Source organism: Sphingobium sp. HDIP04 (assembly GCF_000445085.1).
Classification (GTDB): Bacteria; Pseudomonadota; Alphaproteobacteria; order Sphingomonadales; family Sphingomonadaceae; genus Sphingobium; species Sphingobium indicum.
The window spans coordinates 1-25,731 of record NZ_ATDO01000126.1 but is presented as its reverse complement, the minus strand read 5'-3'; the positions used below and the strand labels follow the sequence as shown (position 1 = coordinate 25,731).

General features: G+C 63.5%; 25 protein-coding genes. 2 read left to right on the top strand and 23 right to left on the bottom strand.

What is annotated here, in order from left to right; all coding sequences use genetic code 11:
* Nucleotides 1-101: 101 nt before the first annotated feature.
* Together tgt and L286_RS44020 are read right to left on the bottom strand one after the other, a co-directional pair.
* Nucleotides 102-1,232, bottom strand: coding sequence for a tRNA guanosine(34) transglycosylase Tgt (gene tgt / locus L286_RS44025; protein ID WP_021223961.1), 1,131 nt, complete (start codon nucleotides 1,230-1,232; stop codon nucleotides 102-104).
* A gap of 53 nt (nucleotides 1,233-1,285) precedes the next feature.
* Nucleotides 1,286-1,465, bottom strand: coding sequence for a hypothetical protein (locus tag L286_RS44020; protein WP_007684892.1), 180 nt, complete (start codon nucleotides 1,463-1,465; stop codon nucleotides 1,286-1,288).
* A gap of 237 nt (nucleotides 1,466-1,702) precedes the next feature.
* Here L286_RS44020 and L286_RS44015 point away from each other — a divergent pair, with 237 nt between their 5' ends.
* Nucleotides 1,703-2,662 carry a crotonase/enoyl-CoA hydratase family protein gene (locus tag L286_RS44015; protein ID WP_025160557.1) on the top strand — a complete coding sequence of 320 codons (960 nt, stop codon included), beginning with the start codon at nucleotides 1,703-1,705 and terminating at the stop codon, nucleotides 2,660-2,662.
* Between the two features lie 2 nt (nucleotides 2,663-2,664).
* Here the strand turns inward: L286_RS44015 and L286_RS44010 are convergent, their stop codons facing one another.
* Nucleotides 2,665-4,608: a putative bifunctional diguanylate cyclase/phosphodiesterase gene (locus tag L286_RS44010; RefSeq protein WP_021223960.1), complete on the bottom strand. Its 1,944-nt coding sequence runs from the start codon at nucleotides 4,606-4,608 to the stop codon at nucleotides 2,665-2,667.
* 214 nt (nucleotides 4,609-4,822) lie between these two features.
* Between L286_RS44010 and L286_RS44005 the strand changes: the two genes are divergently transcribed.
* Nucleotides 4,823-5,500 (top strand): GNAT family N-acetyltransferase, encoded by a 678-nt coding sequence (locus L286_RS44005; protein ID WP_007684887.1) that lies wholly within the window; start codon nucleotides 4,823-4,825, stop codon nucleotides 5,498-5,500.
* Nucleotides 5,501-5,528: 28 nt separating this feature from the next.
* On the opposite strand, the gene L286_RS44000 is transcribed toward L286_RS44005, so the two are convergent.
* The 20 genes from L286_RS44000 to L286_RS43910 all read right to left on the bottom strand — a co-directional run bounded on the left by L286_RS44000 (nucleotide 5,529) and on the right by L286_RS43910 (nucleotide 25,627).
* Nucleotides 5,529-5,789, bottom strand: a complete 261-nt coding sequence (locus L286_RS44000; protein WP_020818888.1) for a DUF1467 family protein — start codon at nucleotides 5,787-5,789, stop codon at nucleotides 5,529-5,531.
* Between the two features lie 10 nt (nucleotides 5,790-5,799).
* On the bottom strand, nucleotides 5,800-7,437 hold the full coding sequence (locus tag L286_RS43995; RefSeq protein ID WP_007684883.1) for a ribonuclease J: 1,638 nt from the start codon (nucleotides 7,435-7,437) through the stop codon (nucleotides 5,800-5,802).
* Nucleotides 7,434-8,216 carry a type III pantothenate kinase gene (locus tag L286_RS43990; RefSeq protein WP_020818889.1) on the bottom strand — a complete coding sequence of 261 codons (783 nt, stop codon included), beginning with the start codon at nucleotides 8,214-8,216 and terminating at the stop codon, nucleotides 7,434-7,436. Before L286_RS43990 ends, L286_RS43995 begins: the two co-directional genes overlap by 4 nt.
* 15 nt (nucleotides 8,217-8,231) lie before the next feature.
* The gene (locus L286_RS43985; protein ID WP_084498558.1) at nucleotides 8,232-8,939 is read right to left on the bottom strand and encodes a biotin--[acetyl-CoA-carboxylase] ligase; all 708 of its coding nucleotides are present in this window, start codon (nucleotides 8,937-8,939) and stop codon (nucleotides 8,232-8,234) included.
* Nucleotides 8,936-10,372: an NADH-quinone oxidoreductase subunit NuoN gene (gene nuoN / locus L286_RS43980; protein ID WP_020818891.1), complete on the bottom strand. Its 1,437-nt coding sequence runs from the start codon at nucleotides 10,370-10,372 to the stop codon at nucleotides 8,936-8,938. Before nuoN ends, L286_RS43985 begins: the two co-directional genes overlap by 4 nt.
* On the bottom strand, nucleotides 10,372-11,943 hold the full coding sequence (locus tag L286_RS43975) for an NADH-quinone oxidoreductase subunit M (RefSeq protein ID WP_020818892.1): 1,572 nt from the start codon (nucleotides 11,941-11,943) through the stop codon (nucleotides 10,372-10,374). Before L286_RS43975 ends, nuoN begins: the two co-directional genes overlap by 1 nt.
* Nucleotides 11,943-13,991, bottom strand: a complete 2,049-nt coding sequence (gene nuoL / locus L286_RS43970) for an NADH-quinone oxidoreductase subunit L (protein ID WP_020818893.1) — start codon at nucleotides 13,989-13,991, stop codon at nucleotides 11,943-11,945. Before nuoL ends, L286_RS43975 begins: the two co-directional genes overlap by 1 nt.
* 6 nt (nucleotides 13,992-13,997) lie before the next feature.
* Nucleotides 13,998-14,303 carry an NADH-quinone oxidoreductase subunit NuoK gene (gene nuoK, locus L286_RS43965; RefSeq protein ID WP_004211745.1) on the bottom strand — a complete coding sequence of 102 codons (306 nt, stop codon included), beginning with the start codon at nucleotides 14,301-14,303 and terminating at the stop codon, nucleotides 13,998-14,000.
* A 112-nt stretch (nucleotides 14,304-14,415) separates the two neighbouring features.
* Nucleotides 14,416-15,027 carry an NADH-quinone oxidoreductase subunit J gene (locus tag L286_RS43960; protein WP_007684870.1) on the bottom strand — a complete coding sequence of 204 codons (612 nt, stop codon included), beginning with the start codon at nucleotides 15,025-15,027 and terminating at the stop codon, nucleotides 14,416-14,418.
* Nucleotides 15,028-15,190: 163 nt separating this feature from the next.
* On the bottom strand, nucleotides 15,191-15,676 hold the full coding sequence (gene nuoI / locus L286_RS43955) for an NADH-quinone oxidoreductase subunit NuoI (RefSeq protein ID WP_007684868.1): 486 nt from the start codon (nucleotides 15,674-15,676) through the stop codon (nucleotides 15,191-15,193).
* Nucleotides 15,673-16,722 carry an NADH-quinone oxidoreductase subunit NuoH gene (nuoH, locus tag L286_RS43950; protein WP_020818894.1) on the bottom strand — a complete coding sequence of 350 codons (1,050 nt, stop codon included), beginning with the start codon at nucleotides 16,720-16,722 and terminating at the stop codon, nucleotides 15,673-15,675. The genes nuoI and nuoH overlap by 4 nt, the downstream gene beginning before the upstream one ends.
* 154 nt (nucleotides 16,723-16,876) lie before the next feature.
* Entirely contained in the window at nucleotides 16,877-18,907 is a 2,031-nt protein-coding gene (gene nuoG, locus L286_RS43945; RefSeq protein ID WP_025160556.1) for an NADH-quinone oxidoreductase subunit NuoG, read from the bottom strand.
* A complete protein-coding gene (locus tag L286_RS48695; protein ID WP_125445812.1) occupies nucleotides 18,907-19,500 on the bottom strand; it encodes a hypothetical protein in 594 nt (197 codons plus the stop codon). The genes nuoG and L286_RS48695 overlap by 1 nt, the downstream gene beginning before the upstream one ends.
* Nucleotides 19,497-20,813 carry an NADH-quinone oxidoreductase subunit NuoF gene (nuoF, locus tag L286_RS43940; protein WP_020818896.1) on the bottom strand — a complete coding sequence of 439 codons (1,317 nt, stop codon included), beginning with the start codon at nucleotides 20,811-20,813 and terminating at the stop codon, nucleotides 19,497-19,499. Before nuoF ends, L286_RS48695 begins: the two co-directional genes overlap by 4 nt.
* Before the next feature lie 154 nt (nucleotides 20,814-20,967).
* A complete protein-coding gene (gene nuoE / locus L286_RS43935) occupies nucleotides 20,968-21,636 on the bottom strand; it encodes an NADH-quinone oxidoreductase subunit NuoE (protein ID WP_020818897.1) in 669 nt (222 codons plus the stop codon).
* Complete coding sequence (locus L286_RS43930; protein WP_007684856.1) at nucleotides 21,636-22,871, bottom strand: NADH-quinone oxidoreductase subunit D; 1,236 nt, start codon at nucleotides 22,869-22,871, stop codon at nucleotides 21,636-21,638. The genes nuoE and L286_RS43930 overlap by 1 nt, the downstream gene beginning before the upstream one ends.
* The gene (locus L286_RS43925; RefSeq protein WP_020818898.1) at nucleotides 22,871-23,764 is read right to left on the bottom strand and encodes an NADH-quinone oxidoreductase subunit C; all 894 of its coding nucleotides are present in this window, start codon (nucleotides 23,762-23,764) and stop codon (nucleotides 22,871-22,873) included. Before L286_RS43925 ends, L286_RS43930 begins: the two co-directional genes overlap by 1 nt.
* Nucleotide 23,765: 1 nt before the next feature.
* Complete coding sequence (locus L286_RS43920) at nucleotides 23,766-24,320, bottom strand: NuoB/complex I 20 kDa subunit family protein (protein ID WP_007684852.1); 555 nt, start codon at nucleotides 24,318-24,320, stop codon at nucleotides 23,766-23,768.
* Complete coding sequence (locus L286_RS43915; protein ID WP_007684850.1) at nucleotides 24,311-24,685, bottom strand: NADH-quinone oxidoreductase subunit A; 375 nt, start codon at nucleotides 24,683-24,685, stop codon at nucleotides 24,311-24,313. Before L286_RS43915 ends, L286_RS43920 begins: the two co-directional genes overlap by 10 nt.
* Nucleotides 24,686-24,814: 129 nt before the next feature.
* Nucleotides 24,815-25,627 carry an inositol monophosphatase family protein gene (locus tag L286_RS43910; RefSeq protein ID WP_007684848.1) on the bottom strand — a complete coding sequence of 271 codons (813 nt, stop codon included), beginning with the start codon at nucleotides 25,625-25,627 and terminating at the stop codon, nucleotides 24,815-24,817.
* Nucleotides 25,628-25,731 lie beyond the last annotated feature (104 nt).

The window sequence follows — 25,731 nt, the reverse complement described above, 5'->3', positions numbered from 1 at the left end:
GTTCTCGAAATCCACTATTTTCGCCGCGCCCTGAACTGAATCCCCACACACCCCAGGCCGTATCGATGCTGGAACGATACGCATCCTGGGGAACCCGCGCCTCAGGCCCGCTGGTAATCCCGCCTGAAATCCGCCGCGAAGCTCGCAAAGCGCCCGGCGGCTATGCTGTCCCGGATTTCCTGCATCAGCGCCTGGTAGAAATGGATATTGTGCTGCGTCATCAGCATCGCGCCAAGCATCTCGCCGGCCTTGACCAGATGATGCAGATAGGCGCGGCTCCAGGTCGCGCACACGGGACAAGCGCAGCGCGGATCGAGCGGTCCCATATCCTCCGCGAAGCGCGCATTGCGGATATTGAGCGGCCCGGCCCAGGTAAAGGCCTGTCCGTTGCGCCCGCTGCGCGTCGGCAGCACGCAATCGAACATGTCGATCCCCCGCTCCACAGCGCCGACGATGTCGTCGGGCTTGCCCACGCCCATCAGGTAACGCGGCTTGTCCGCCGGCAGCATGGCGGGCGCGAAATCGAGCGTGGCGAACATCGCCTCCTGCCCCTCGCCCACCGCCAGCCCGCCCACGGCATAGCCGTCGAAGCCGATGTCGATCAGCCTTTCCGCCGAAATCCGCCGCAGCCCCTCGTCCAGCGATCCCTGCTGGATGCCGAACAGGGCGGCCCGTTCGGCATGCTCCCCCCCTGCGTCGAACCCGTCGCGCGATCGCTTCGCCCAGCGCATGGACCGCTCCATGGACTTCGCCGCCTCGTCATGGGTGCAGCCGTTCCTGGTGCACTCGTCAAAGGCCATGACGATGTCGCTGTCCAGCAACCGCTGGATTTCCATCGAGCGTTCCGGGGTCAGCATATGCCTGGACCCGTCGATATGGCTGGAAAAGGCGACGCCCTCCTCGCTCATCTTCGTCAGCGCGCTGAGGCTCATCACCTGGTATCCGCCGCTGTCGGTCAGGATCGGCCGGTCCCAGCCCATGAAGCCGTGCAGCCCGCCCAGTCGCGCCACGCGCTCCGCGCCCGGACGCAGCATCAGGTGATAGGTGTTGCCCAGGATGATGTCGGCGCCGGCCGCCCGCACTTCGGCAGGCCGCATCGCCTTGACCGTGGCGGCGGTGCCGACCGGCATGAAGGCGGGCGTGCGGATTTCGCCCCGCCGCATCTGGATGGCGCCGGTGCGGGCCTTGCCGTCGGTCGCGGCAATCGAAAAGGAAAAGCGGGGATTTGTCACGCTGCGCGCTGTAGGATCGAAAGGCGCGCCAGACAAGGCCGCAAAGGCGCGCTTCAGCCCTTCTTGCGCAGTCCGTCCAGCGCCACGACGGCATCGACGTCGAAGCCATCGACGCGGCGATAATTGCCGATGAAGCAAAGACAATCCGCCGCCAGGCTGAGCCGCCATGACTCTCCTTGCGCATCGTGCAGCAGCAGGGTCACAAGCTGCTTGTCGGTTCGGGGCCTGTTCATGATCGGGATCGTAATTAATAAAGGTTAACAAAGGCCTGCACCCGATTTGCGGCATATCGTCAAAAGTCAGTTTGTTGCATTAATGCAACGTTTACCTTTGCGTAACGGAATATTTGGCGACATCCCTGCAACAGTTGCAACTAAAAATGGTTAATTCCGCAGCAAGGCCCCTCGGCGCGATTGCATAAGGGCCGCAACCCTGTTCTGCTCATCGTCAATAGCAACTCGGGGGCTCAGATGATTGATTCCGGGCGATTTAATTCCGCGCGAGAACATATGGACGACCTGACGCCCGCCCATCTTCCGGCGGAGGAGGACGCAGCCCTCGCCGCCGTTACGGAAAGCGTGGTTTCCGCGCCTGACATCGGCACCTCGACGATGTTCGACCTGGGCCAGATCGACGTGAGCTGGGACGCGGATGCGGCCACGTTGTGGGCCTTCATGACGCCCACGAATCGGCCGAATTTCAGCCCCGCCATGTTGCGCGACGTCCGCTATTGGTATGTGGAGACCAAGCGGTTGTTCGACGCGGGCAAGTTGCCGGTGAAATATATGGTTGCCGGATCGCGCTTTCCCGGCGTTTTCAATCTGGGCGGAGATCTGGAACTGTTCGCCGGCTGCATAGAGCGAGGCGATCTGCCCGGCCTTGTCGATTATGGCCATGCCTGCATCGACGTCGTGCACCGCACCTGGCGCAATGGCGACCTGCCCGTGGTCTCGATCGCGCTGGCGCAGGGTGACGCATTGGGCGGCGGCTTCGAAGCCTTGCTCTGCTTCGATGTTGCCATTGCGGAACGCAGCGCGCGCTTCGGCGTGCCGGAAATGCTGTTCGGCCTCTTCCCCGGGATGGGGGCCTATTCCATTCTCTCACGCAAGCTGGGGCGGCTGGCGGCCGAACGGATGATCCTGTCGGGCAAGGTCTATACCGCGCAGGAGATGCACGACATGGGCATCATCCACACGCTGGTGGAGGATGGCGAGGGCGAGCAGGCGGTGCGCGACTATATTGCGTCCAGCCTGCCCCATCATGCCGGCCATGTCGGGGTGTTCCAGGCGGGCCGGCGCGTCGATCCGCTGGAATATGACGAACTCAAGGACATTGTGGAGAATTGGGCGGCCACTGCGCTCAAGCTGGACCTTAAGAGCGTACGGATGATGCGCCGCCTGGCATCGGCCCAGGCCCGCCTGCACAGATAGGGTCAGGCGCGTCGCCGATCCTGAAGTCTGGCGACGCTGCCGCTGTCGTCATCCATAAGTCGCATCATCTCCAGCACCTGAGGCGCGGGCACCGGCCGGCTCAGCACGAATCCCTGGACGTTGGTGAAGCCCATTTCACGGGCGCAGCGCAGTTGATCATCGGTCTCGATGCCCTCCGCCACCGTTTCCACATCCAGGGCGTGCGCCAGATAGGCGACCGACTGGGCGATGGCCCTGTGACGGGCATTGCCCTCGACCCCGCGCATGAAGCTCTGGTCGACCTTGATCGTGTCGAAGGCATAGTCGCGCAGATAGCCGAGCGAGGAATAGCCGGTGCCGAAATCGTCAAGCGCCAGCCGCAGGCCGATCCGCTGAAGGTCGGACAGGATCAGGTTGGTGCGGCCGCTATCCTCCAGGAAGATCGACTCGGTGACTTCCAGTTCCAGCCGGCGCGCCTTCAGTCCCGATCGCATCAGCGCCGCGATCACCGCGCGGGGCAACCCGTCGCTCTTGATCAAGACGGGGGAGATATTGACCGCGACGCGGACATTCTCATCCCATTCCATCGCGTCCTGGCAGGCCTGCTCCAGCGCCCAGGCCGTGATCGGCTCGATCATCGAGCAGCTTTCTGCGATGGGGATGAACTCCGCCGGGGAAATGCGGCCGAGCGTCGGATGGTCCCATCGCATCAGCGCTTCGCAGATCGCGATCTTGCCCGATCGCGTATCGAAGATCGGCTGATAATGCAGCATCAGCTCCTTGTTCGCCATGGCGCTGCGCAGACCCATTTCCAGGTCATAGGTGCGGTTCTGCCGTTCCTTCATCGACCAGGTGAACTGCGCGTGGCGGTTCCGCCCGGCATGCTTCGCCTGGTAGAGCGCCATGTCCGCATGCTGGAGCAGTTCGTCACTGTCCTGGCCGTCCTCCGGGGCGACGGCTATGCCCATGGAGGCGGTCACGCCCAGAAGATAGCCGCCCACGTCGAAATCATGCGTGAATTCGGCCATGATGTCGCCGGCGATCCGCTCCGCTTCGGATCGGTCGGCGCCCGGACAGATCAGCACGAACTCGTCACCTCCGAATCGCGCGACATGGCCGCGCCCGTCCAGCGCGTGAGACAATCTTTCGGCAACCCTGCACAAGAGCTGGTCGCCAATCATATGCCCCAGCGAGTCGTTGATTTCCTTGAAGCGATCCAGATCCATCCAGAACACCGCCATCGGATCCTTGTCGGATCGTCGGCCATCGAACATTTCGCGCAGCCGCATCTGCATCGCCATGCGGTTTTCGACGCCCGTCAGGCTGTCGAACCGGGCCAGACGCTCGAACTTGACGGCAAGCTGTGTCTTTTCATATTTGCCCTGCAACGCTTCCAGGACGATGCGGTGCGTCGCCTTGGTGATGTCCGCCATGGCGAAGATCATCAGGAAGCAGAGAATTCCGAGAACCGTATAGCCCAACCCGCCGGCAAGGACGAGCCCGAGCGATGTGGGCAGCAGGGAAAGACATGTCTGCCCCACCGCGACATGGATGCGGCCCGCATTACGACCGGAAATACCGCCGGAATAGGACGCCACGAGACACACGGCCAAAACATGGAGCGTCGCATCCTGGGACAGCAAAAGGGTCGCGAAGGTCAATATCCCCAGCAGCGCGGCATAGCCCCAGGCGCCCAGTTCATAGGCCAGTCCCCAGATCGGCTGCGTCCCGCCGTTCTGATGGGCGAGCTGCCGCTGGAAATAAACGGCCGAGATGGATCGGCTGAGGCCCACCAGGCAGATCAGAATTGCGATCACGGTAATGGCCGTGAGTTTCGCATAAAATGCGATCACCAACCCCAGCGCGCCACCCGCCACCGCGCCGATCATCAGCGATGCGGGAGAAGCATAGAGAGATTTGACGAGATTCGCCTGCACTTCAGCGCTTTGCTGAGTGTCGGGCGTCATGCGCCCGCGCAAGGATGCGATCAAGTTTCGTTGAGGGCGTGACACGTCACTGCCACCATTGCCGAAACATGATTTCCATTTGGTAAATCGCGGCGCCCAAAAGCGCTGGAAATTGGCCGTCGTTACGGAATCAGGCGATGGTCGCGGCTTCTTGCCGACGGAGCAAGACAGGAGGACTTGCTTTCCATGGCCTTAGCCGGAAAATAGCGCCATCATGCCCCATTCCCTGCATCGCCCGGTCTGGAACGCCCTCAACAGCGGCTGGAAGCCTTTGGCCCAGGGGAATGCGCTCGCCCTGCGGATCGATCCGCGCTACGGGCCCTTCGCCGCGGCGGCCGACGCCAGTCCCGCCGCGCAATCGGCGCTCGCCGCGCTCGCGCCCGAACAGGGAGAGCTTTGGATCGTCGAACCCGACGCGCAGACGCCCCCGCCAGGCATGAGGCTGGTCCGCGAAGCGATGCTTGCGCAGATGGCGGCGGACGATATTCCGGGCGACGCCGCCGCCGCGGACATCGTCACCCTGACCGATGAGGACGCTGAGGAAATGCGCGCCCTTGCCTTGATGACCAGGCCTGGTCCCTTCCTGCCGCTCACCCATCGGCTCGGCCGGTTCATCGGCATCAGGGAACAGGGCAGGCTGATCGCCATGGCGGGCGAACGGATGCGCATGCCGGGCTTTGCCGAGGTCAGCGGGGTCTGCACCCATCCCGATCATCGCGGGCGGGGCCATGCCAAAAGGCTGATGCGGATCGTCGCAAAGGCCATGCTGGAACGGGGCGAAACGCCCTTCCTCCACGCCTATGCCGCGCATGAGGCGACGGTGGCGCTGTACGAAACGCTCGGCTTCCGCATCAGGGCGCGGATGCACATGATGGTGATCGCCGCCGGCTGAACCGATGCCCTTCGCGGCCGCCTTTCGCTCAGCCGATATGCGTGAACCGCTCCAGCGTCACCCAGCCTTCGACATAATTGGCGTAATAGAGGCCGAAGAGAGCCGCCGACAGGATCGTCGCGCGGATGGCGACCCTGCCGGGGCGAAAATTGCTGGGCGCGCTCTCCGCCTGGCCCGGCCGCAATGCCTCGCCCGTTTCGTGGGGCGTGCGAACGCCGAAGGGCAGCACGATGAAGGCGCTGATCACCCAGAACAGCGCGTAGATGGCAAAGATCGCATACCAGTTCATGAGCGCAGGCTTAGGCGCGAATGAGCAGCACGTCCACCACCGGCTTCTTGCCGGTCCAGCGCGTCGCCGTGCGCCGCACCGCCAGCCTTACCCGTTCGCGCAGGGCCTCTTCTTCCTGCGATCCCTTGGCGACGGCGCCGGCCGCTTCGTCCGCGGCCTCCTCCAGGAATGCGGCCTTGTCCTCTTCCACGGGCACGCCCTGGGTGCGCAAGGCGGGGGAACCGATGACCCTGCCCTTGCCGTCCAGCGCCACCGCGACGCTGATCTGGCCATGCAGCGCGACCTTGCGCCGCTCGTTCATCGTCGCGCCGTCAGCCGGCAGGATGACGTCGCCGTCCAGCACCAGTCGGCCCGTCGCCTGGTTGCCGATGATCTCCGGCCCATCGGGCGCCAGCCGCAGCACGTCGCCATTGGACTGCACAACCGCATGGGGCACGCCGCTCGCCAGCCCCAGGCGCGCCTGTTCGGCCATATGCCGCCGCTCGCCATGGACCGGCAGCAGGATTTGCGGCCGCACCCATCGATACATGGCCTCCAGCTCGGGACGCCCCGGATGGCCGGACACATGCACCTCCGCCTGGCGATCCGTCACCATCAGCACGCCCTTGGCCGCCAGCGCGTTCTGGATGCGGCCGATGGCGATCTCATTGCCCGGAATCTGCTTGGACGAGAAGACGACCAGGTCGCCCTCGTCCAGCTTGATCGGATGGCTGTCGAAGGCGATGCGGGACAGGGCGGCCCGCGCCTCCCCCTGGCCGCCGGTGGCGATGATCATCACCTCATTGCGCGGCAGGGCCATGGCGTCGTCCCAATCGACGGTCGGCGGGAAATCCCTGAGATAGCCGGCCGTCCGCGCCGTGGAGATGATGCGGTCCAGCGAGCGCCCCGCCACGCAGAGCTTGCGCCCGACGGCATTGGCGACCTCCCCCAAAGTCTGCAGGCGCGCCGCGTTGGAGGCGAAGGTCGTGACCAGCACCCTTCCCTTCGCGCCCTTGATCGTGCTCATCAGCCCTTCGCGGACGTCGCCCTCGGAACCGCTCGCCTCGGGATTGAAGACATTGGTGCTGTCGCACACCAGCGCCAGCACGCCCTCGTCGCCGATGGCCGTCAGTTCCTCCGGCGTGGAGGGCTGGCCCAGCAGGGGCGTCTCGTCCAGCTTCCAGTCGCCGGTATGGAAGATTTTTCCATGGGGCGTGTCGATCAGCACCGCATTGCCTTCGGGGATCGAATGGGCGAGCGGCACGTAGCGGAAGCCGAATGGGCCCAGCGCGAAGCTGCCTTCATTGTCGATGACGTTGAGTTCCACCTCCTCCGTCAGCCCTTCCTCCTCCAGCTTCAGCCGGATCAGCCCCGCGGTGAAGGGCGTCGCATAGAGCGGTACGCCCAGATCCGCCGCGAGATAGGGGATGGCGCCGATATGATCCTCATGCCCATGGGTCAGCACGATGCCCAGCAGGTCGTCCTTCCGATCCTCGATGAAGCTCAGGTCCGGCAGCACCAGTTCCACGCCGGGATAGGCCGGATCGGCAAAGGTCAGGCCCAGATCGACCATCACCCATTTGCCCTGGCAACCGTATAGATTGACGTTCATGCCGATCTCTCCCGAACCGCCAAGGGCCAGGAAGATCAGCTCATTTCCGGGTATCATTCTGTTTTCAAACTCCGTTCATACAGCAATGCGAGGCCCTGGATCGTGAGATCGGGCGCGATCGCATCGAAAATATCGCTATTGTCGTCGAAGAGGACCGCCAGCCCCCCCGTTGCAATCACCTTGGCCGGACGGCCGATTTCCGCGCGCATGCGGGCGACCAGCCCCTCCATCATCGCCACATAGCCCCAAAAGACGCCGATATGCATCTGCGCCTCCGTCGTGCGGCCGATGACCGACCGGCTTTCCGGCGGCGCGATCGCGATCTTGGGCAGCTTCGCGGCGGCCGCCACCAGGGCGTCTAGCGACAGGTTGATGCCCGGCGCGATGATGCCGCCCTTGTAGGCGCCATGATAATCGATCACGTCGAAGGTCGTCGCCGTGCCGAAATCGATCACGATCAAATCTTCGGGATAGAGATGGTGGGCGGCGATGGCGTTTACAACCCGGTCCGCCCCGACCGAGGCAGGCTCTGCCACATCAAGCGCGATGCCCCACTCCACCGGCGCCTGGCCCGCGACGAGGGCGGTCGTCCTGAAATATTTATCCGCCAGCACCTGGAGATTGTGCAGGGCGCGCGGCACTACGGTCGCGATGATCACCGCCTCGACATCGGCGATCCTGTACCCCTCCAGCATCAGGAGCTGGTTCAGCCAAACCGCATATTCGTCGGCCGTGCGCCGGGGGTCGGTCGCGATCCGCCAACGGGCGCGGATTTCCCGCCCTTCCAGCAGCGCAAAAACCACATTGGTGTTACCCGCGTCGATCGCGAGAAGCATGGCCGGTCCCCGATGTCAGATGAGAAGGATGTCGCCGGCATGAATGGCACGGCTCTCGCCATTCGCCAAGCGCAGGATCAGCATGCCATCGCGGTCGAGCGTGTCGAAACTGCCCTCTATCGTTTCGCCATCGGGTTGTGCGACGCGCATCGGCGTGCCGGCGGGATGGGCGTTGGCCAGCCAGTGGGCGCGTACCGGATCCAGCCCCTGCGCCCGCCAGATCGCCAGCCAATGGGCGAAAAGCTCCGCAAGCCGGATTTGCAGGTCGGCCGCATCAGCATCCGGGGCGCCTTGCGCGAACAGGCTGGTCGCCGGCCGGTCCAGCCCGACCGGATGTCCGGTCACATTGATGCCGATCCCGGCGACAACGGCATCGCCGGCCCGTTCCAGCAGGATGCCGGCGATCTTGGCGCCATCGACCAGCACGTCATTGGGCCATTTGATCCGCGCCTGCCCCGCGCAAAGCGGCGCGACGAGGGCATGGACGGCATTGGCCGCGACCAGCGCCAGCGTAAAGGGCAACGGGTCGCCATCGCGCAGGCGGATCACGGTCGAGCAATAGAGATTGCCTTCCGGGCTTTCCCAATGGCGCCCCATGCGCCCGCGTCCGCCGGTCTGGCGGGCGGCGCGCAGCCAGCATCCTTCGGACGCGCCCTGCCCGACCAAGGCCAGCATGTCGGCATTGGTGGAGCCGGTCTCCTCGACGAAGCGAAGCTCGGTCAGAACAGCGACGCCGCTGCCGCCGCGCTCGCCTTGTCGAGGACGGGATTGAGGAAGTAACCGAAGACGATCACCACCGCGCAGGCCGTCAGGATCACATTCTCCACCGCTCCGCCCCGCGCTTCATAGGGCGCGGCCGGCTCGTCGAAATACATCGTCTTGATGATCTTCAGATAATAGAAGGCGCCGATCACCGACATGGCGATGCCGAAGGCCGCCAGCGCTGTCAGGCCCGCCGCGACCGCCGCGTCGAACACCAGGAACTTCGCCCAGAAGCCGAAGAGCGGCGGGATGCCCGCCATGGAGAACATGAAGATCGCCAGCGCCGCCGCCAGCCCCTTGCGCGAACGCGACAGGCCCGCCAGGCTGGCGATGGTCTCGACCGGACGGCCCTGCGCATCGCGCATCTGCAGGATGCAGGCGAAGCCGCCGATGGTCATGACGACATAGATCGCCATATAGCTCATCGTCGCCGCCGCGCCCGCGGGCGTGCCGCAGGCCAGGCCGATCAGCGCGAAGCCGACATTGTTGATCGACGAATAGGCCATCAGCCGCTTGATGTTGGTCTGGCCGATGGCCGCGACCGCGCCGAACAGGATCGAGGCGAGCGCGACGAAGATCACCACCTGCTGCCAGTCGAGACCCGCCGGACCCAGCGCCTCTATCGCGACGCGGACGGTCAGGCCGATGGCCGCCACCTTGGGCGCGCTGGCGAAGAAGGTCGTGACCGGCGTCGGCGCGCCTTCATAGACGTCGGGCGTCCACATGTGGAAGGGCACGGCGCTGATCTTGAAGGCAAGGCCCGCCAGCACGAACACCAGGCCGAACAGTTCCCCCTTCGACACGCCGTCGGCCAGAGCGACCGCGATGCCGTCGAAGCCGGTGCTGCCGGTGAAGCCATAGAGAAGCGCCGAACCGTAGAGCAGGATGCCGCTCGCCAGCGAACCCAGGACGAAATATTTGAGGCCCGCTTCGGACGAACGCTCGTCCTGCCGCATGAAGCTCGCCAGCACATAGGCGGCAAGGCTCTGCATTTCGAGGCCCACATAGAGCGTCAGCAGGTCGCCCGCCGACACCATCATGCCCATGCCGATCGAAGAAAAGAGGATCAGCACCGGATATTCGGGGCGCGGCGCGCCGCCGACCGAGAAATAGCGCGGGGCGAGCAGGATCGCCGCGGCCGCCGCGCCATAGATCAGCGCCTTTGCAAAGACGGAGAAGGCGTCGGCGCGCACCAGCCCGTCAAAGGCGTCGGGTCCATGCGCCAGCGACGTGGACAGCGCCAGGCCTGCGATAGCCAGCGTCAACACCGACAGCCAGTTCACGACCCGCGCCGTCGCGTCGCCGCCATAGGCAGCGACCAGCATCAGGACCAAGCCGCCGGCGGTCAGGATCAGTTCCGGCAGGACCGCCAGAAGGGAAGCGGAATCAATCATCAGTGCGCCTCCCCCGACGCTTCTTCGTGAGACAATGCAGGGGCTTCTTCATGATGGACGTCCTCGACAGGCTTGGGCGCGCCCATCTTGATCTTGGAATCTCCCGCCGGAGCGGCAGGGGCGAGGCGGGCCTCCAGGGCGCGGATATCCGGACGCATCGGCGCCAGGAAGCTTTCGGGATAGACGCCCATCCACAGCACCGCCGCGGCGATAGGCGCCAGCAGCCAGATTTCACGCGCCGACAGATCGGGCATGGCCGCCGCGTCCGCATTCTTCTGTTCGCCGTAGCAGATGCGGCGATAGAGATAGAGCATATAGGCCGCGCCCAGGATGATGCCCGTGGTGGCGACCAGCGCGACCCAGCTAGACGCCTGGTAAATGCCCATCAGCGACAGGAATTCGCCCACGAAGTTGCTGGTGCCCGGCAGGCCGACCGACGCCATGGTGAACAGCATGAACAGCACCGCATATTTGGGCATGTTGATGCTGAGGCCGCCATAACGGCTGATCTCCCGCGTGTGGAGCCGGTCGTAGATGACGCCGACGCACAGGAACAGCGCGCCCGACACCAGGCCATGGCCCAGCATCACCATCATCGCGCCTTCCAGGCCAGCCTGGTTGAAGGCGAACAGGCCGATGGTGACGATGGCCATGTGCGCGACCGAGGAATAGGCGATCAGCTTCTTCATGTCCGACTGAACCAGCGCGACGAGGCTGGTATAGACCACCGCGACCATCGACAGGCCCCAGACCAGCGGCGCCAACTGCGCGGACGCCTCCGGGAACATCGGCAGGGAGAAGCGGATGAAGCCGTAGCCGCCCATCTTCAGCAGCACGCCCGCCAGGATGACCGACCCCGCGGTCGGCGCCTGGACGTGCGCGTCGGGCAGCCAGGTGTGGACCGGCCACATCGGCATCTTGACGGCAAAGCTGGCGAAGAAGGCCAGCCACAGCCATGTCTGGATATGCGGATCGAAATTATAGGCCATCAGCGTCGGGATGTCGGTCGTCCCCGCCTCATGCACCATCCACATCATCGCGATCAGCATCAGCACCGATCCGAGCAGCGTGTAGAGGAAGAATTTATACGAAGCGTAGATGCGATCCGCACCGCCCCAGATGCCGATGATCAGGTACATCGGGATCAGGCCAGCTTCGAACATGATGTAGAAAAGGTAGAGATCCTGCGCCGTGAAGACGCCGATCATCAGCACCTCCATGAACAGGAAGGCCGCCATATATTCCGGCACGCGCTTCTCGATGGCGATCCAGCTCGCGCCGATGCAGATCGGCATCAGGAATACGGTCAGCGCGATCAGCAGCAGCGCGATGCCGTCAATGCCCAGCGCCCAGGCGAACCGGCCGAAGATCGGCGCATATTCCTGGAACTGCCACTGTGCGGCCGCCCCCGACTGGTCGAAATTCATCCAGAGGATGACGCCCAGCGCCAGATCGGCCAGCGTAGCCAGCAACGCGATCCAGCGGGCCTGGTTGGCGCCTGCGAACAGACAGGCGATGGCCCCCGCCATCGGCACTGCCATCATCAGGGAAAGGATGGGGAAGCCGTCCATTATCGTGTCATCGCCCAGGTTGCGGCCGCGGCGAGGCCGATCAGCATCACCAGCGCGTAAGTGTAGAGGTAGCCGGACTGAAGCCGACGGGTGACTTTATTGCCCTGCACGACCAGCGCGGCGAGCCCGTTGGGTCCGAAGCGGTCGATGAAGCCGACGTCGCCGAACTTCCAGAAGAAGCGGCCGATGGCGAAGGCGGGCTTGACGAACAGGAAATGGTACAGTTCGTCGAAATACCATTTGTTGAGCAGGAACTGGTACAGAGCGCCGAAGGTGGCGACGAAACGCCGCGGCCAGTCGGTGAACTTCAGATAGGCCAGCCAGGCGATGACCAGCCCGGTCAGCATCACCGTGAACGGACCGAACTTGACCCAGGTCGGCACTTCATGCGCGGCGTGCATCAGGTGGCTGTCGAACGCCAGGGCGCCCTTCCAGAACTCGATGCCGCCTTCGGGACCGATGAACTGATCGTGGAAGGCGAAACCCGCGAACACCGCGCCCAGGCTCAACACCACCAGCGGGATCAGCATGACCCAGGGGCTTTCATGCGGATGATAGCCCGCCGTGCCGGTCTGCTCGTGGCCGTGACCATGATCGTCATGGCCATGGCCGTCATGCCCGGTTTCTTCCTCCGGAGATTCATGGTGCCCGTGAACCGCATGCTGGATATGTTCCGAAGCGGCCCAGCGGGGCTTGCCGAAGAAGGTAAGGAACACCAGACGCCACGAATAGAAGCTGGTGAGCAGCGCCGCGAACACGCCGACCAGATAGGCGCCGACGCCCGCCCCGCCCGAAGCATAGGCCGCTTCCAGAATGCCGTCCTTCGAATAGAAGCCCGCGAAACCATAGCCGGCGAGCGGAATGCCGACGCCCGTGATCGCCAGCGTGCCCAGAGTCATCGTCCAGAAGGTGATCGGGATCTCCTTCCTGAGCGCGCCATAGTAACGCATGTCCTGTTCATGGTGCATCGCATGGATGACCGAGCCCGCGCCCAGGAACAGCAGCGCCTTGAAGAAGGCGTGGGTGAAGAGGTGGAACATCGCCGCGCCGTAAGCGCCCACGCCCGCCGCGAAGAACATGTAGCCAAGCTGCGAACAGGTCGAATAGGCGATGACGCGCTTGATGTCGTTCTGCACCGTGCCCACCGTCGCCGCGAACAGGCAGGTGGCAGCGCCGATGAAGGTCACGAAGCCCAGCGCCGTCGGGGAAACCTCGAACATCGGCGACAGGCGGCACACCATGAACACGCCCGCCGTCACCATGGTCGCCGCGTGGATCAGCGCCGACACGGGGGTCGGCCCCTCCATCGCGTCCGGCAGCCAGGTGTGGAGGCCAAGCTGCGCCGACTTGCCCATCGCGCCGATGAACAGCAGCAGGCAAAGCACGGTCATGGTGTCGAAACGATGGCCCAGGAAGCCGATGGTCGAACCGGCCATGGAGGGCGCGGCGGCCAGGATTTCCGGGATGGAGATGGTGTTGAACACCAGATATGTGCCGAAAATGCCCATCATGAAGCCAAGGTCGCCGACGCGGTTGACGACGAACGCCTTGATCGCGGCGGCGTTGGCGGAGGGTTTGCGGAACCAGAAGCCGATCAGCAGATAGGAGGCCAGACCGACGCCTTCCCAGCCGAAGAACATCTGCAGCAGGTTGTTGGCCGTCACCAGCATCAGCATCGCGAAGGTGAAGAGCGACAGATAGGCGAAGAAGCGCGGCTGGTCCGGCTCCTCCTCCATATAGCCCCAGCTATAGAGGTGGACCAGGCTGGACACGCTGGTGATGACCACCAGCATGACTGCGGTCATCGTGTCGACCCGCAGCGCCCATTGGGCGTCGAAGCTGCCCGACTGGATCCAGGTGAAGGCCGGGGCCACATAAGGCTCCGCATGGCCGGTCAGGAAGCTGATGAAGATCGGCCAGCTCATCGCGCAGGAGGCAAAGAGCGCGCCGGTGGTGACGATCTTGGCGGGCAGCTTGCCAAGGGCCTTGTTGCCAAGACCGGCGATGGCGGCAGCCAGCAACGGGAGAAGGACGATAAGCTGGATCATCGAGCTTCAGCCCTTCATCCGGTTGACGTCGTCGACGGCGATGGTGCCGCGACCGCGGAAGTAGATGACGAGGATGGCAAGGCCGATGGCCGCCTCACCCGCCGCGACGGTCAGCACGAACATGCTGAACACCTGCCCCACCAGATCGCCCAGGAAGGCGCTGAAGGCGACGAGGTTGATGTTCACGCTCAAGAGGATCAGCTCGATCGCCATCAGGATGATGATGACATTCTTGCGGTTGATGAAGATGCCCAGCACCCCCATCACGAAGAGGATCGCGCTGACGACCATATAATGTTGAAGGCCGATCATGACGGCATCCCTTCAAAGGAAACCGTCACCCCAGCGAAGGCTGGGGCCTCAGGCCGTTGCGCCCCAAGGCACGAGATACCAGCTTTCGCTGGCATGACGGAATTGGGATTGATCACAGCTCCACCCCCTGCCCGACTGGCTGATTGACGTTGCGCACGGCGTCTTCGGGACGACGGCGGTTCTGCTTCGCGACATTCTGGCCGCGCACGCCGCCGCGGGCGCGATGGGTCAGCACGATGGCGCCGATCATCGCCACCAGCAGGACGATGCCTGCCGCCTCGAACAGGAAGATGTAGCGGGTGTAGAGCAATGCCCCGATCGCCTGGATGTTCGAAAGCTCCGGATTCACCGGCGCGGCGCGCTGCGCCAGTTCGATGGGACCGGCGCTCCACAGGCCGATGCCCAGCACGATCTCCGCCAGCAGCACCAGCGCGATCAGCAGTCCGAAGGGCAGATAATCGACGAAACCGGCGCGCAGTTCGGCGAAGTCGATGTCGAGCATCATGACTACGAACAGGAACAGCACGGCGACCGCGCCGACATAGACGATGACCAGCAGCATCGCGATGAATTCAGCGCCCAGCAGGACCATCAGTCCCGCCGCGTTGAAGAAGGCCATGATCAGCCAGAGGACCGAATGGACCGGATTGCGCGACAATATCGTGAGCGCGCCGCTGCTGACCACCAATATGGCGAACAGGTAGAAGGCGATTACATGGATCATTGGATTTGCTCGGCCCCCTCGGCCCCTACCCCGTTCATCCTGAGTGGCTGCTGAGCTTGTCGAAGCAGCGTATCGAAGGACGCGCTAAGTGCCTTCGATACGGGCCCTCGACAGGCTCGGTCCCTACTCAGGCCGAACGGCTCTTGGAGATTCCGCACGCCCATTACCGATAGGGCGCATCGGCGGCAAGGTTCGCGGCAATCGCCCGTTCCCATTTGTCGCCATTTTCAAGGAGCTTGGCCTTGTCGTAGATCAGCTCCTCGCGGGTTTCGGTGGAGAATTCGAAATTCGGACCCTCGACGATGGCATCCACCGGGCAGGCTTCCTGGCAGAAGCCGCAATAGATGCACTTGGTCATGTCGATGTCGTAGCGCGTCGTGCGGCGGCTGCCGTCGTCGCGCGGCTGCGCCTCGATGGTGATGGCCTGGGCCGGGCAGATCGCCTCGCACAGCTTGCACGCGATGCAGCGCTCCTCGCCATTGGGATAGCGGCGCAGCGCATGCTCCCCCCGGAAGCGCGGCGAAATCGGATTCTTCTCATAGGGATAGTTGATCGTCGCCTTGGGCTTGAAAAAATATTTCAAGGTCAGGGCATGCGCCTTCACGAACTCCCAGAGGGTGAAGCTCTTGACGTAGTAACCGAGGCTCATTGTGCGCCTCCATAGCGCGTCAGCATGAGGAAGCCCGAAACCAGGAAGACGAACAGCAGCGAGGTCGGCAGAAAGATTTTCCAGCCCAGCCGCATCAACTGGTCATAGCGGTAACGGGGCACCGTCGCCTTCACCCAGGAGAAGACGAAGAAGAAGAAGAGGATCTTGGCGAGAAACCAGACGATGCCCGGCACCAGATAAAGCGGCGCCCAGTCGAACGGCGGCAGATATCCGCCCCAGAACAGGATGGCGTTCAGGCCGCACATCAGGATCACGTTCGCATATTCGCCGAGCCAGAACAGGGCGAAGGCCATGGACGAATATTCGGTCTGATAACCGGCGACCAGTTCCGATTCCGCTTCCGTCAGGTCGAAGGGCGCGCGGCCCGTCTCCGCCATGGCCGACACCAGGAACATGATCGACATGGGGAAAAGCAGCGGGTTGAAACCGTTGCCGTTCAGGAAGCCGTAATAGCCCCGCTGGCTTTCCACGATGGCGGTCAGGTTGAAGCTGCCGGCCCAGAGCACGACGCAGACCAGGATGAAGCCGATGGAGACTTCATAGCTGATCATCTGCGCGCTGGCGCGGATCGCGGAATAGAAGGGATATTTGGAGTTGGACGCCCAGCCAGACAGCACGATGCCATAGACGCCGAGAGACGAGATGGCGAGGATGTACAGCAGGCCGACATTGATGTTGGCGACCACCACGCCGACCTGGAACGGGATCACCGCCCAGGCGATCAGCGCCACCGTGAAGGTGATGATCGGCGCGATCAGGAAGAGGGCGCGGTTGGCGGCCGACGGGATGATGGTTTCCTGCAGGAACACCTTTGCGCCGTCCGCGAAGGACTGGAGCAGGCCGAAGGGGCCGACGACGTTGGGACCGCGCCGCAGCGCCATCGCCGCCCAGATCTTGCGGTCGGCATAGATGATCATCGCCACCGCCAGCATCAGCGGCAGGGCGATCACCAAAATGCCGACGACGGTCGACAGCAGCCAGGCGCCCTCGAAAGGCAGGCCGAGATTTTGGAAAAAGGCGGTCATGCTTCCCCGACCCCAGAACCGTTCGGGCTGAGCTTGTCGAAGCCCAGTCCTTCTTGAAGAGAAGTGCAGCCCCCTTCGGCTGCCCGCAAGGCAAGGCAGGCGCTCAGGACAGGCTTCGACAAGCTCAGGACGAACGGAGGTTTATGCGCTATCATCATTCCGCCGCCTCCGCATAAGTCTGCCCATGGATCAGTTCCGCCGAGCATTGCTGCATCGTCGGGCTGGCGCGGCAGATGGCGTTGGTCAGGTAGAAATCCTTGATCGGCGAACCGAATTCGCCGCTCGCGCCGGTCGGCAGCGACGGGACGGACCAGCCATAATCGGCCAGCCCCTCGACGCCCAGCGCCGGAACCGCCTTCGCCATTTCGGCGCGAAGCTGCTCGAAGCTGTCGAAGGGCAGGGTCGCGCCCAGCACTTCGGACAAGGCGCGCAGGATCGACCAGTCCTCGCGGGCGTCGCCCGGCGCGAACACGGCCTTTTCGCCGCGCTGCACCCGGCCCTCCAGATTGACGTAGGTGCCCGCCTTCTCGGCATAGCTCGCGCCCGGCAGGATCACGTCCGCCGCATGGGCGCCCTTGTCGCCATGGTGGCCGACATAGACCTTGAAGCTGTCCGGGAAAGCCGAATAGTCGACCTCATCCGCGCCCAGCGAGAAGAGCAGCTTGGGCTTGGCCGCAGCCACCGCCTTGACGCCGCCGTCGGTCGCATAGCCGAGCATCAACCCGCCCATCCGCGCCGCCGCGAAGTGCAGGACATTATAGCCGTTCCAGCCCTGTCCTGAGCCTGTCGAAGTGGCTTCCTTCACGAGGCCCAGCGTCTCGACCAGCGCCAGCGTATCGCCATGCGCGCCGTCCTTGGCCAGCACGCCGCCGCCGACGATCATCGCCGGACGCGCCGCCTTGCCGAATGCTTCCACCACCGCCTGCGGCAACTTCGCCAACAACGACGCGTCATTGCCCAGCCATTCGACCTTGTAGGTCAGGTCGACCTGCGGACCGATGCCAAAGACCTTCGCGCCCTTCTTGATCGCCTTGCGGATGCGGGTGTTCACCAGCGGCGCTTCCCAGCGCAGGTTGGTGCCGACCAGCAGGATCACGTCGGCGGTTTCAATCCCGGCCAGGGTGCTGTTGAAATTGACGGCGGAAAGGCTCGACACGTCATAGGCAAGGCCGGTCTGACGCCCTTCGAGCAGCGAACCGCCCAGCTTCTCGACCAACGCCTTGCCCGCGAACATCGTCTCGCAGTCGAGCAGGTCGCCCGCCAGCGCCGCGACCGACCCGCCATGCTTGACGGCAGCAATCGCCGCAAAAGCCTCATTCCAGGTCGCCGGAACCAGCTTGCCATCCTTGCGAACGAACGGCTTGTCGAGCCGCTTGCGGACCAGCCCGTCGACATTGTGCCGGGTCTTGTCCGACGCCCACTCCTCGTTCACGTCATCATTGATGCGCGGCACGGCGCGCAGCACCTGACGGCCCCGGCTGTCGAGACGGATGTTGGTGCCGACCGCGTCCATCACGTCGATGGCGTGGGTTTTCTTCAATTCCCAGGGACGCGCCTCGAACGCATAGGGCTTGGACGTCAGCGCGCCGACCGGGCAAAGATCGACCACATTGCCCGAAAGCTCGCTCTTGGCGGCATGTTCGAGATAGGTGGTGATCTGCATATTCTCGCCGCGATAGATGGCGCCGATCTCCGGCACGCCCGCGACTTCCTCGGCAAAGCGCACGCAGCGGGTGCACTGGATGCAGCGGGTCATGACCGTCTTGACGATCGGCCCCATATATTTCTCGGTGACGGCCCGCTTGTTCTCGTCGAAACGGCTGCTGCCCTTGCCGTAAGCGACCGACTGGTCCTGCAGGTCGCACTCGCCGCCCTGGTCGCAGATCGGGCAGTCGAGCGGGTGGTTGATGAGCAGGAACTCCATCACTCCTTCCCGCGCCTTCTTGACCATCTCGGTCTGCGTGAAGATCTCCTGATTTTCGGCGGCCGGCAGCGCGCACGAAGCCTGCGGCTTGGGCGGCCCGGGCTTCACCTCGACCAGGCACATGCGGCAATTGCCCGCGATGCTGAGCCGCTCATGATAGCAGAAGCGCGGAATTTCCTTCCCCGCCATCTCGCAGGCCTGAAGAACCGTCGCCCCGGCCGGGACTTCGATTTCTACGCCGTCTACTTTGACTTTAGGCATTAACGGTTCTCCCCGGACGCCTTTTTGGCTTCAGCCAATCGACGGAGCATCTCGGAACGCAGAGTTACAAGGTTGAGCGAAACGTTGCCTTCAACCCGACACATAGGGGATCGCAGATTATGAACTTGTCGGATTGCGTCCAAACCAGTTAAAGGCATCGCGACGTACTTCTCTGCCTCTATACGAGAATATTTGACCGCACACTCCGCCATAGTTTCACTGGAATTGACTTGAACTGGCGTTGCGACGTTGTGAGCTTTGCCCCAATCCAAAATCAGACGGTCCATACGGAACGGGACGACTTCACCATTTCCAAATTCGATGCATCCTTTAAGCGCCGGGAACATCAAATCGCTTTCAGTATCTGCTTCATTCTGATCGGGTGTTTGATTACCCCGACGTAGAAGATAAAAAGTGGAATAGCGACGTGTCTCGTCAGGATGTTTTGCAAGAGTGCATGTCAAGAGCGCTTGATAATCCCCTTCGCTAAATGCGCGAGGCTTGGCCTTCAAATCAATCACGGTAGGCTCGGCCATAGCAGCAGTACATAGCGCTACGCCGACGATACCCATAAGGATACGAGCGAACTTCACTCCGCCGCCTCCATGACGGGGGCGCTACCCTTATTCTCATTGATCCGCCGCTCGATCTCAGGCCGGAAGTGCCGGATCAGCCCCTGGATCGGCCAGGCCGCCGCGTCGCCCAGCGCGCAGATGGTGTGACCTTCGACCTGCTTGGTCACCTGGAACAGCATGTCGATCTCGCCCTGGTCGGCGTCGCCAGTGCGCAGCCGCTCCATCACGCGCCACATCCAGCCGGTGCCTTCGCGGCAGGGCGTGCACTGGCCGCAGCTTTCATGCTTATAGAAATAGCTGAGCCGCGAAATGGCGCGAACGATGTCGGTCGACTTGTCCATGACGATGACGGCGGCAGTGCCGAGGCCGGAACCCAGCGCCTTCAACCCATCGAAATCCATCGGCGCGTCCATGATCTGCGCCGCCGGAACCAGCGGCACCGACGACCCGCCGGGGATCACCGCCAGCAGATTGTCCCAGCCGCCGCGAATGCCGCCGCAATGCCGGTCTATCAGTTCCTTGAAGCTGATGCCCATCGACTCTTCGACGACGCAGGGCTTGTTCACATGGCCGCTGATCTGGAACAGCTTGGTGCCCTTGTTGTTCTCCCGCCCGAAGCTGGAGAACCATGCCGATCCACGGCGCAGGATCGTCGGCGCGACCGCGATGGATTCGACGTTGTTCACCGTGGTCGGGCAGCCATAAAGGCCCGCGCCCGCCGGGAAAGGCGGCTTCAGGCGCGGCTGGCCCTTCTTGCCTTCCAGGCTTTCGATCTGCGCGGTCTCCTCGCCGCAGATATAGGCGCCCGCGCCGCGATGGACGAAGACGTCGAAATCATAACCGGAACCGCAGGCGTTCTTGCCCAGGAAACCCTTTTCATAGGCCTGCTCGACGGCGGCGAACAGCACCTTCGCCTCATAGATGAACTCGCCGCGAATATAGATATAGGCGGCCCGCGCCCGCATCGCGAAACCGGCGACCAACGCGCCCTCGATCAGCTTGTGCGGATCGTGGCGGATGATCTCGCGGTCCTTGCACGAACCCGGCTCGGATTCGTCGGCGTTGATCACCAGGAAGCTCGGACGGCCATCCTTGCTTTCCTTGGGCATGAAGCTCCATTTCATGCCGGTCGGGAAGCCCGCGCCGCCGCGACCGCGCAGGCCGGACGCCTTGATGCGCTCGATGATCTCGTCCTGGCCGATTTCCAGCAGCTTTTTGGTATTGTCCCAGTCGCCGCGCTTCATCGCCGCGTCGATGGCCCAGTCCTGGAAGCCATAGACGTTGGTGAAGATGCGATCCTTGTCGGCAAGGGGTGCGATGACGTCGCTCATGCGGCCACTCCAAACTCAAACCCGTTCGCCCTGAGTAGGGGCTGAGCGAAGTCGAAGACCCGTATCGAAGGGTCACGCGAAACATCTGTCCTTCGATGCGCCGCTTCGACAAGCTCAGCGGCTACTCTGGACGAACGGAGAATGTCGGCGGCCATCACGCCCACTCCCCCCGATAATCATGATTCTCACCGACCATCTCCTTGAGCGTGGTCGGCCCGCCTTCGGGGCAACTCGTCTGACGCTCGATCTGCGGCCCGATCTTGGGCTGCTTGCCCACGGCGAGATCGTCCAGGATCGCGCTCATGCTGTCATAGGTCAGGTCTTCGAAATTATCGTCGTTGATCTGCACCATCGGCGCATTGGCGCAGGCGCCTAGGCACTCGACCTCGGTCAGCGTGAACAGGCCGTCGGGCGTCGTGCCGCCCTTCACCAGGCCCTTGTTCTTGCAGGCGGAGAACACGTCATCGGACCCGCGCAACATGCAGGGCGTCGTGCCGCAAACCTGCACATGATAGCGACCCACGGGCGCGAGATTGTACATGGTGTAGAAGGTCGCGACCTCGTAAACGCGCATGTACGGCATTTCGAGCTGGTCGGCGATATATTCCATCACCGGCACCGGCAGCCAGCCCTGGGTCTGCGTCTCCGCACCCACCTGCCGCTGGGCAAGGTCCAGCAACGGCATCACCGCCGACTGCTGCCGCCCGGCGGGGTAGCGGGCGATGACCTTCTTCGCCTGCTCGGCATTTTCGGCGGTCCAGGCGAACGCGCCCCAGCGCGCGCGCGTTTCGGCCTCGTCCGGGATATGAACTGCGTCAGCCATTAGCGGTCACATTCTCCAAACACGATGTCCATGGCGCCCAGGACAGCGGTTGTGTCGGCCAGCATGTGGCCCTTCATCATGAAATCCATCGCCTGAAGATGGCTGAAGGCGGTCGGCCGGATCTTGCAGCGGTATGGCTTGTTGCTGCCGTCCGCGACCAGATAGACGCCGAATTCGCCCTTGGGGCTTTCGGTGGCGACATAGACTTCGCCCGCCGGGACGTGGAAGCCCTCGGTATAGAGCTTGAAGTGGTGGATCAGCGCTTCCATCGAGCGCTTCATCTCGCCGCGCTTGGGCGGCGCGACCTTGGTGTCGAGCGAGAGCACCGGACCTTCCGGCATCTGCGCCAGGCACTGCTTCATGATGCGGGCGGACTGGCGTACTTCCTCGACGCGGACCATGAAGCGGTCGTAGCAGTCGAAATTGGTGCCGACCGGAATGTCGAATTCCATCCGATCGTAGACGTCATAGGGCTGCGCCTTGCGAAGATCCCAGGCGATGCCCGAACCGCGCAGCATCGGTCCGGAAAAGCCCCATTTCAGCGCGTCTTCCTTGCTGACCACGGCTATGTCGACATTGCGTTGCTTGAAGATGCGATTGTCGGCCACCAGGCTGATCGCGTCCTCGAACAGGCGCGGCAGGCGGGTGTCGAGCCAGTCGGCAATGTCGGTGAGCAGCTTCAGCGGCACGTCCTGATGAACGCCGCCGGGCCGGAAATAGGCCGCATGCATGCGCGCGCCGGACGCCCGCTCATAGAAGTTCATGCAGTCTTCGCGCAACTCGAACAGCCACAGGTTCGGCGTCATCGCGCCGACGTCCATGACATGCGAACCCAGGTTCAGCATGTGGTTCTTGATGCGGGTCAGTTCCGCGAAGAACACGCGCAGATATTGGGCGCGGATCGGCACTTCCAGATTGAGCAGCTTTTCGACCGCCAGCACATAGCTGTGCTCCATGCCCATGGGCGAGCAATAATCGAGCCGGTCGAAATAGGGCAGCGCCTGCAAATAGGTCTTGTGCTCGATCAGCTTTTCCGTGCCGCGATGCAGCAGGCCGACATGCGGATCGCAGCGCTCGACGATCTCGCCGTCCAGCTCCATGACCAGGCGCAGAACGCCGTGCGCGGCCGGATGCTGCGGGCCGAAGTTGATCGTGTAGTTCTGGATTTCCGTATCGCCGAGCGACGGGTCCGCCGCATCGGTCACATGGTCCAGCTTTTCCAGATAGTCGGACATCAGGCCTTATCCTCGGGCTTGGCGGCACCTTGGCCCTGGTCGGCCTTTACCGAACCGGGGTTGTGCGCGGGCTCGACCACAGCCTCGCCTTCGCTTGTCCTGGCGCCTTCAGGAACCGGCTTCGCCTCGGTCGGCTTGGCAGCTTCCTTGTTGGCCGGTTCGCCGGCGCCCGTTTCGGCCGTCTTTTCCGTCACCTTGGGCGTATCACCCTTGGGCTCTCCCTTGGGCGCGGCGCCGGCGGCGGGCAGCGGAGCCGCGACAGGCGTCGGCGCGCCGGGCGCCTGCGGGGCCTTCTCGTCGCCCGGCAGCACATATTGCGCGCCTTCCCAGGGCGACATGAAGTCGAAATTGCGGAAATCCTGCGCCAGCTTCACCGGCTTGTAGACGACGCGCTTGTCCTCTTCGGAATACCACATCTCGACATAGCCGGTCAGCGGGAAGTCCTTGCGCTGCGGATGGCCCTTGAAGCCATAGTCCGTCAGGATGCGGCGCAGGTCGGCATTGCCCTCGAAGATGACGCCGTACATGTCGAACACCTCGCGCTCCAGCCAGCCGGCGACCGGCCAGATGTGCGTCACGGTGGGGACGGGCGTGTCTTCGTCGGTCTGCACCTTCACGCGGACGCGATGATTCCGCGTGACGCTAAGCAGGTGGTAGCAGACCTCGAACCGCTCCGGGCGTTCCGGATAATCGACGCCGGCGATCTCCATAAGCTGCTGATATTGCGCCTTGTCGCGCAGCAGGACCATCGCTTCAGCCAGCTTTTCGCGAACCACGGTGAAGCTCAGTTCATCGGCATGGTCGACGGTTTCGACCAGCATCGATCCCAGCAGCCCGGCGATTTCCTGCGCGATCCCGTCGATGGTCGCGATCCTAGGAGCAGAATGACCCATATTAACGCTCAACCGTCCCAATCCGGCGGATCTTCCGCTGCAACTGCATCACGCCGTAAAGCAGGGCTTCGGCGGTCGGCGGGCAACCCGGCACATAGATGTCGACCGGCACGATCCGGTCGCAGCCGCGCACTACCGAATAGCTGTAGTGATAATAGCCCCCGCCGTTCGCGCAGCTTCCCATCGAAATCACATATTTCGGATTGGACATCTGGTCGTAAACCTTGCGCAACGCGGGAGCCATCTTGTTGCACAGCGTTCCCGCGACGATCATCACGTCCGACTGGCGCGGGGATGCGCGCGGCGCGGCGCCGAAACGCTCCATGTCGTATCGGGGCATGTTGACATGGATCATCTCCACCGCGCAGCAGGCGAGGCCGAAGGTCATCCACCACAGCGATCCGGTGCGCGCCCACTGGAACAGTTCCTCGGTCGACGTGACCAGGAAGCCCTTGTCGCTGACCTCGCTGTTCAGCGCGTCGAAGAAATGCTGGTCGGGCTGCGTCCCCGCGGGCAGCAAGGTGCCGGGCGCGGGCCGCTCAAGTTCTACTCCCAATCGAGTGCTCCCTTCTTCCACGCATAGACGAGGCCGAGCACCAGCTCCGCTATGAAGATCATCATCGTCGCCCAGCCCGCCCAGCCGATCTGGTCGAGGCTGACCGCCCAGGGATAGAGGAACGCCGCTTCCAGGTCGAAGATGATGAAGAGGATCGCGACGAGGTAGAATCGCACGTCGAACTGGCTGCGCGGTTCCTCGAACGCGGGAAAGCCGCATTCATATTCGCTGAGCTTGGCTGGGTCGGGCTGATGAGCCCCGGTCAGGCGGCCTACCAGCATCGGCAGGAACACGAATGCGCTGGAAAGCAGCAGGGCGATCCCGAGAAATATCAGGATCGGCAGATATTCAGCTAGATCGACCAACGGTATCCCCTGGGTCAATGAATAATGAGGCGCGCTTTAAGCCCGCTGCATATGCGAAGCAAGGCCCGGCGGCATGAGAATGATTCGCAACAATTGCGGCAACCTGATCACGCTACCAAAAGCAGGCCGTCAACGCAGCGCTCCAGCCACCAACTTATGTAATTTGCTGTGGATGGCGTCGTTGCCCGCGATGACTTCCCTGCGCTCGATCGCCTGGTCGCCGCCTCGGAAATCGGACACGAAACCGCCCGCCTCCCGCACCATCAGCAGGCCTGCCGCCACGTCCCAGGGCTGCAAGCCGCTTTCCCAGAATCCGTCATAACGGCCGGATGCGACATGGGCGAGGTCCAGCGAGGCCGCGCCGAACCGGCGGATGCCCGCCACCGAAGGACCGACCGCGCCGAAGATGCGCGTCCACTGCGCGAAATCGCCATGGCCCAGAAAGGGGACGCCGGTGGCGATCACGCAATCGCCCAGGTCGCGCCGCGCCGACACGCGCAGCCTCTGGTCGTGCCGCCAGGCGCCCCGGCTCTTTTCAGCCCAATAGCTTTCGTCGGTGACGGGCTGGTAGATAAGGCCGGTCGTCACTTCCCGCCTGCCGCCGTAGAGCGGCTCCTCCACCGCGATGGAGATCGCGAAATGCGGGATGCCGTGGAGGAAATTGGTGGTGCCGTCCAGCGGATCGATGATCCAGCGCGGCTTGCTCGGATCGCCCGCGATCTCGCCGCCTTCCTCCAGCAGGAAACCCCAGTCGGGCCGCGCCTTCTGCAATTCCTCCACCAGGGTCTTTTCCGCCTGCTGGTCGGCCTTGGACACGAAGTCCGCCGGTCCCTTGCGCGACACCTGGAGATGCTCGACCTCGCCGAAGTCGCGGCGCAGCTTGGAGCCGGCCTTGCGCGCGGCGCGTTCCATGACGGTCAGAAGGCCAGAGTGCGATACCATTTTCTTGTCTCCCCCCTCCCGCAAGCGGAAGGGGCCGGGGGTGGGCGGCCGCACCAGCGGCCCTCTAAAAAAGGAAGGGGCGGAAAGGCTCGCTCACGCTCGCC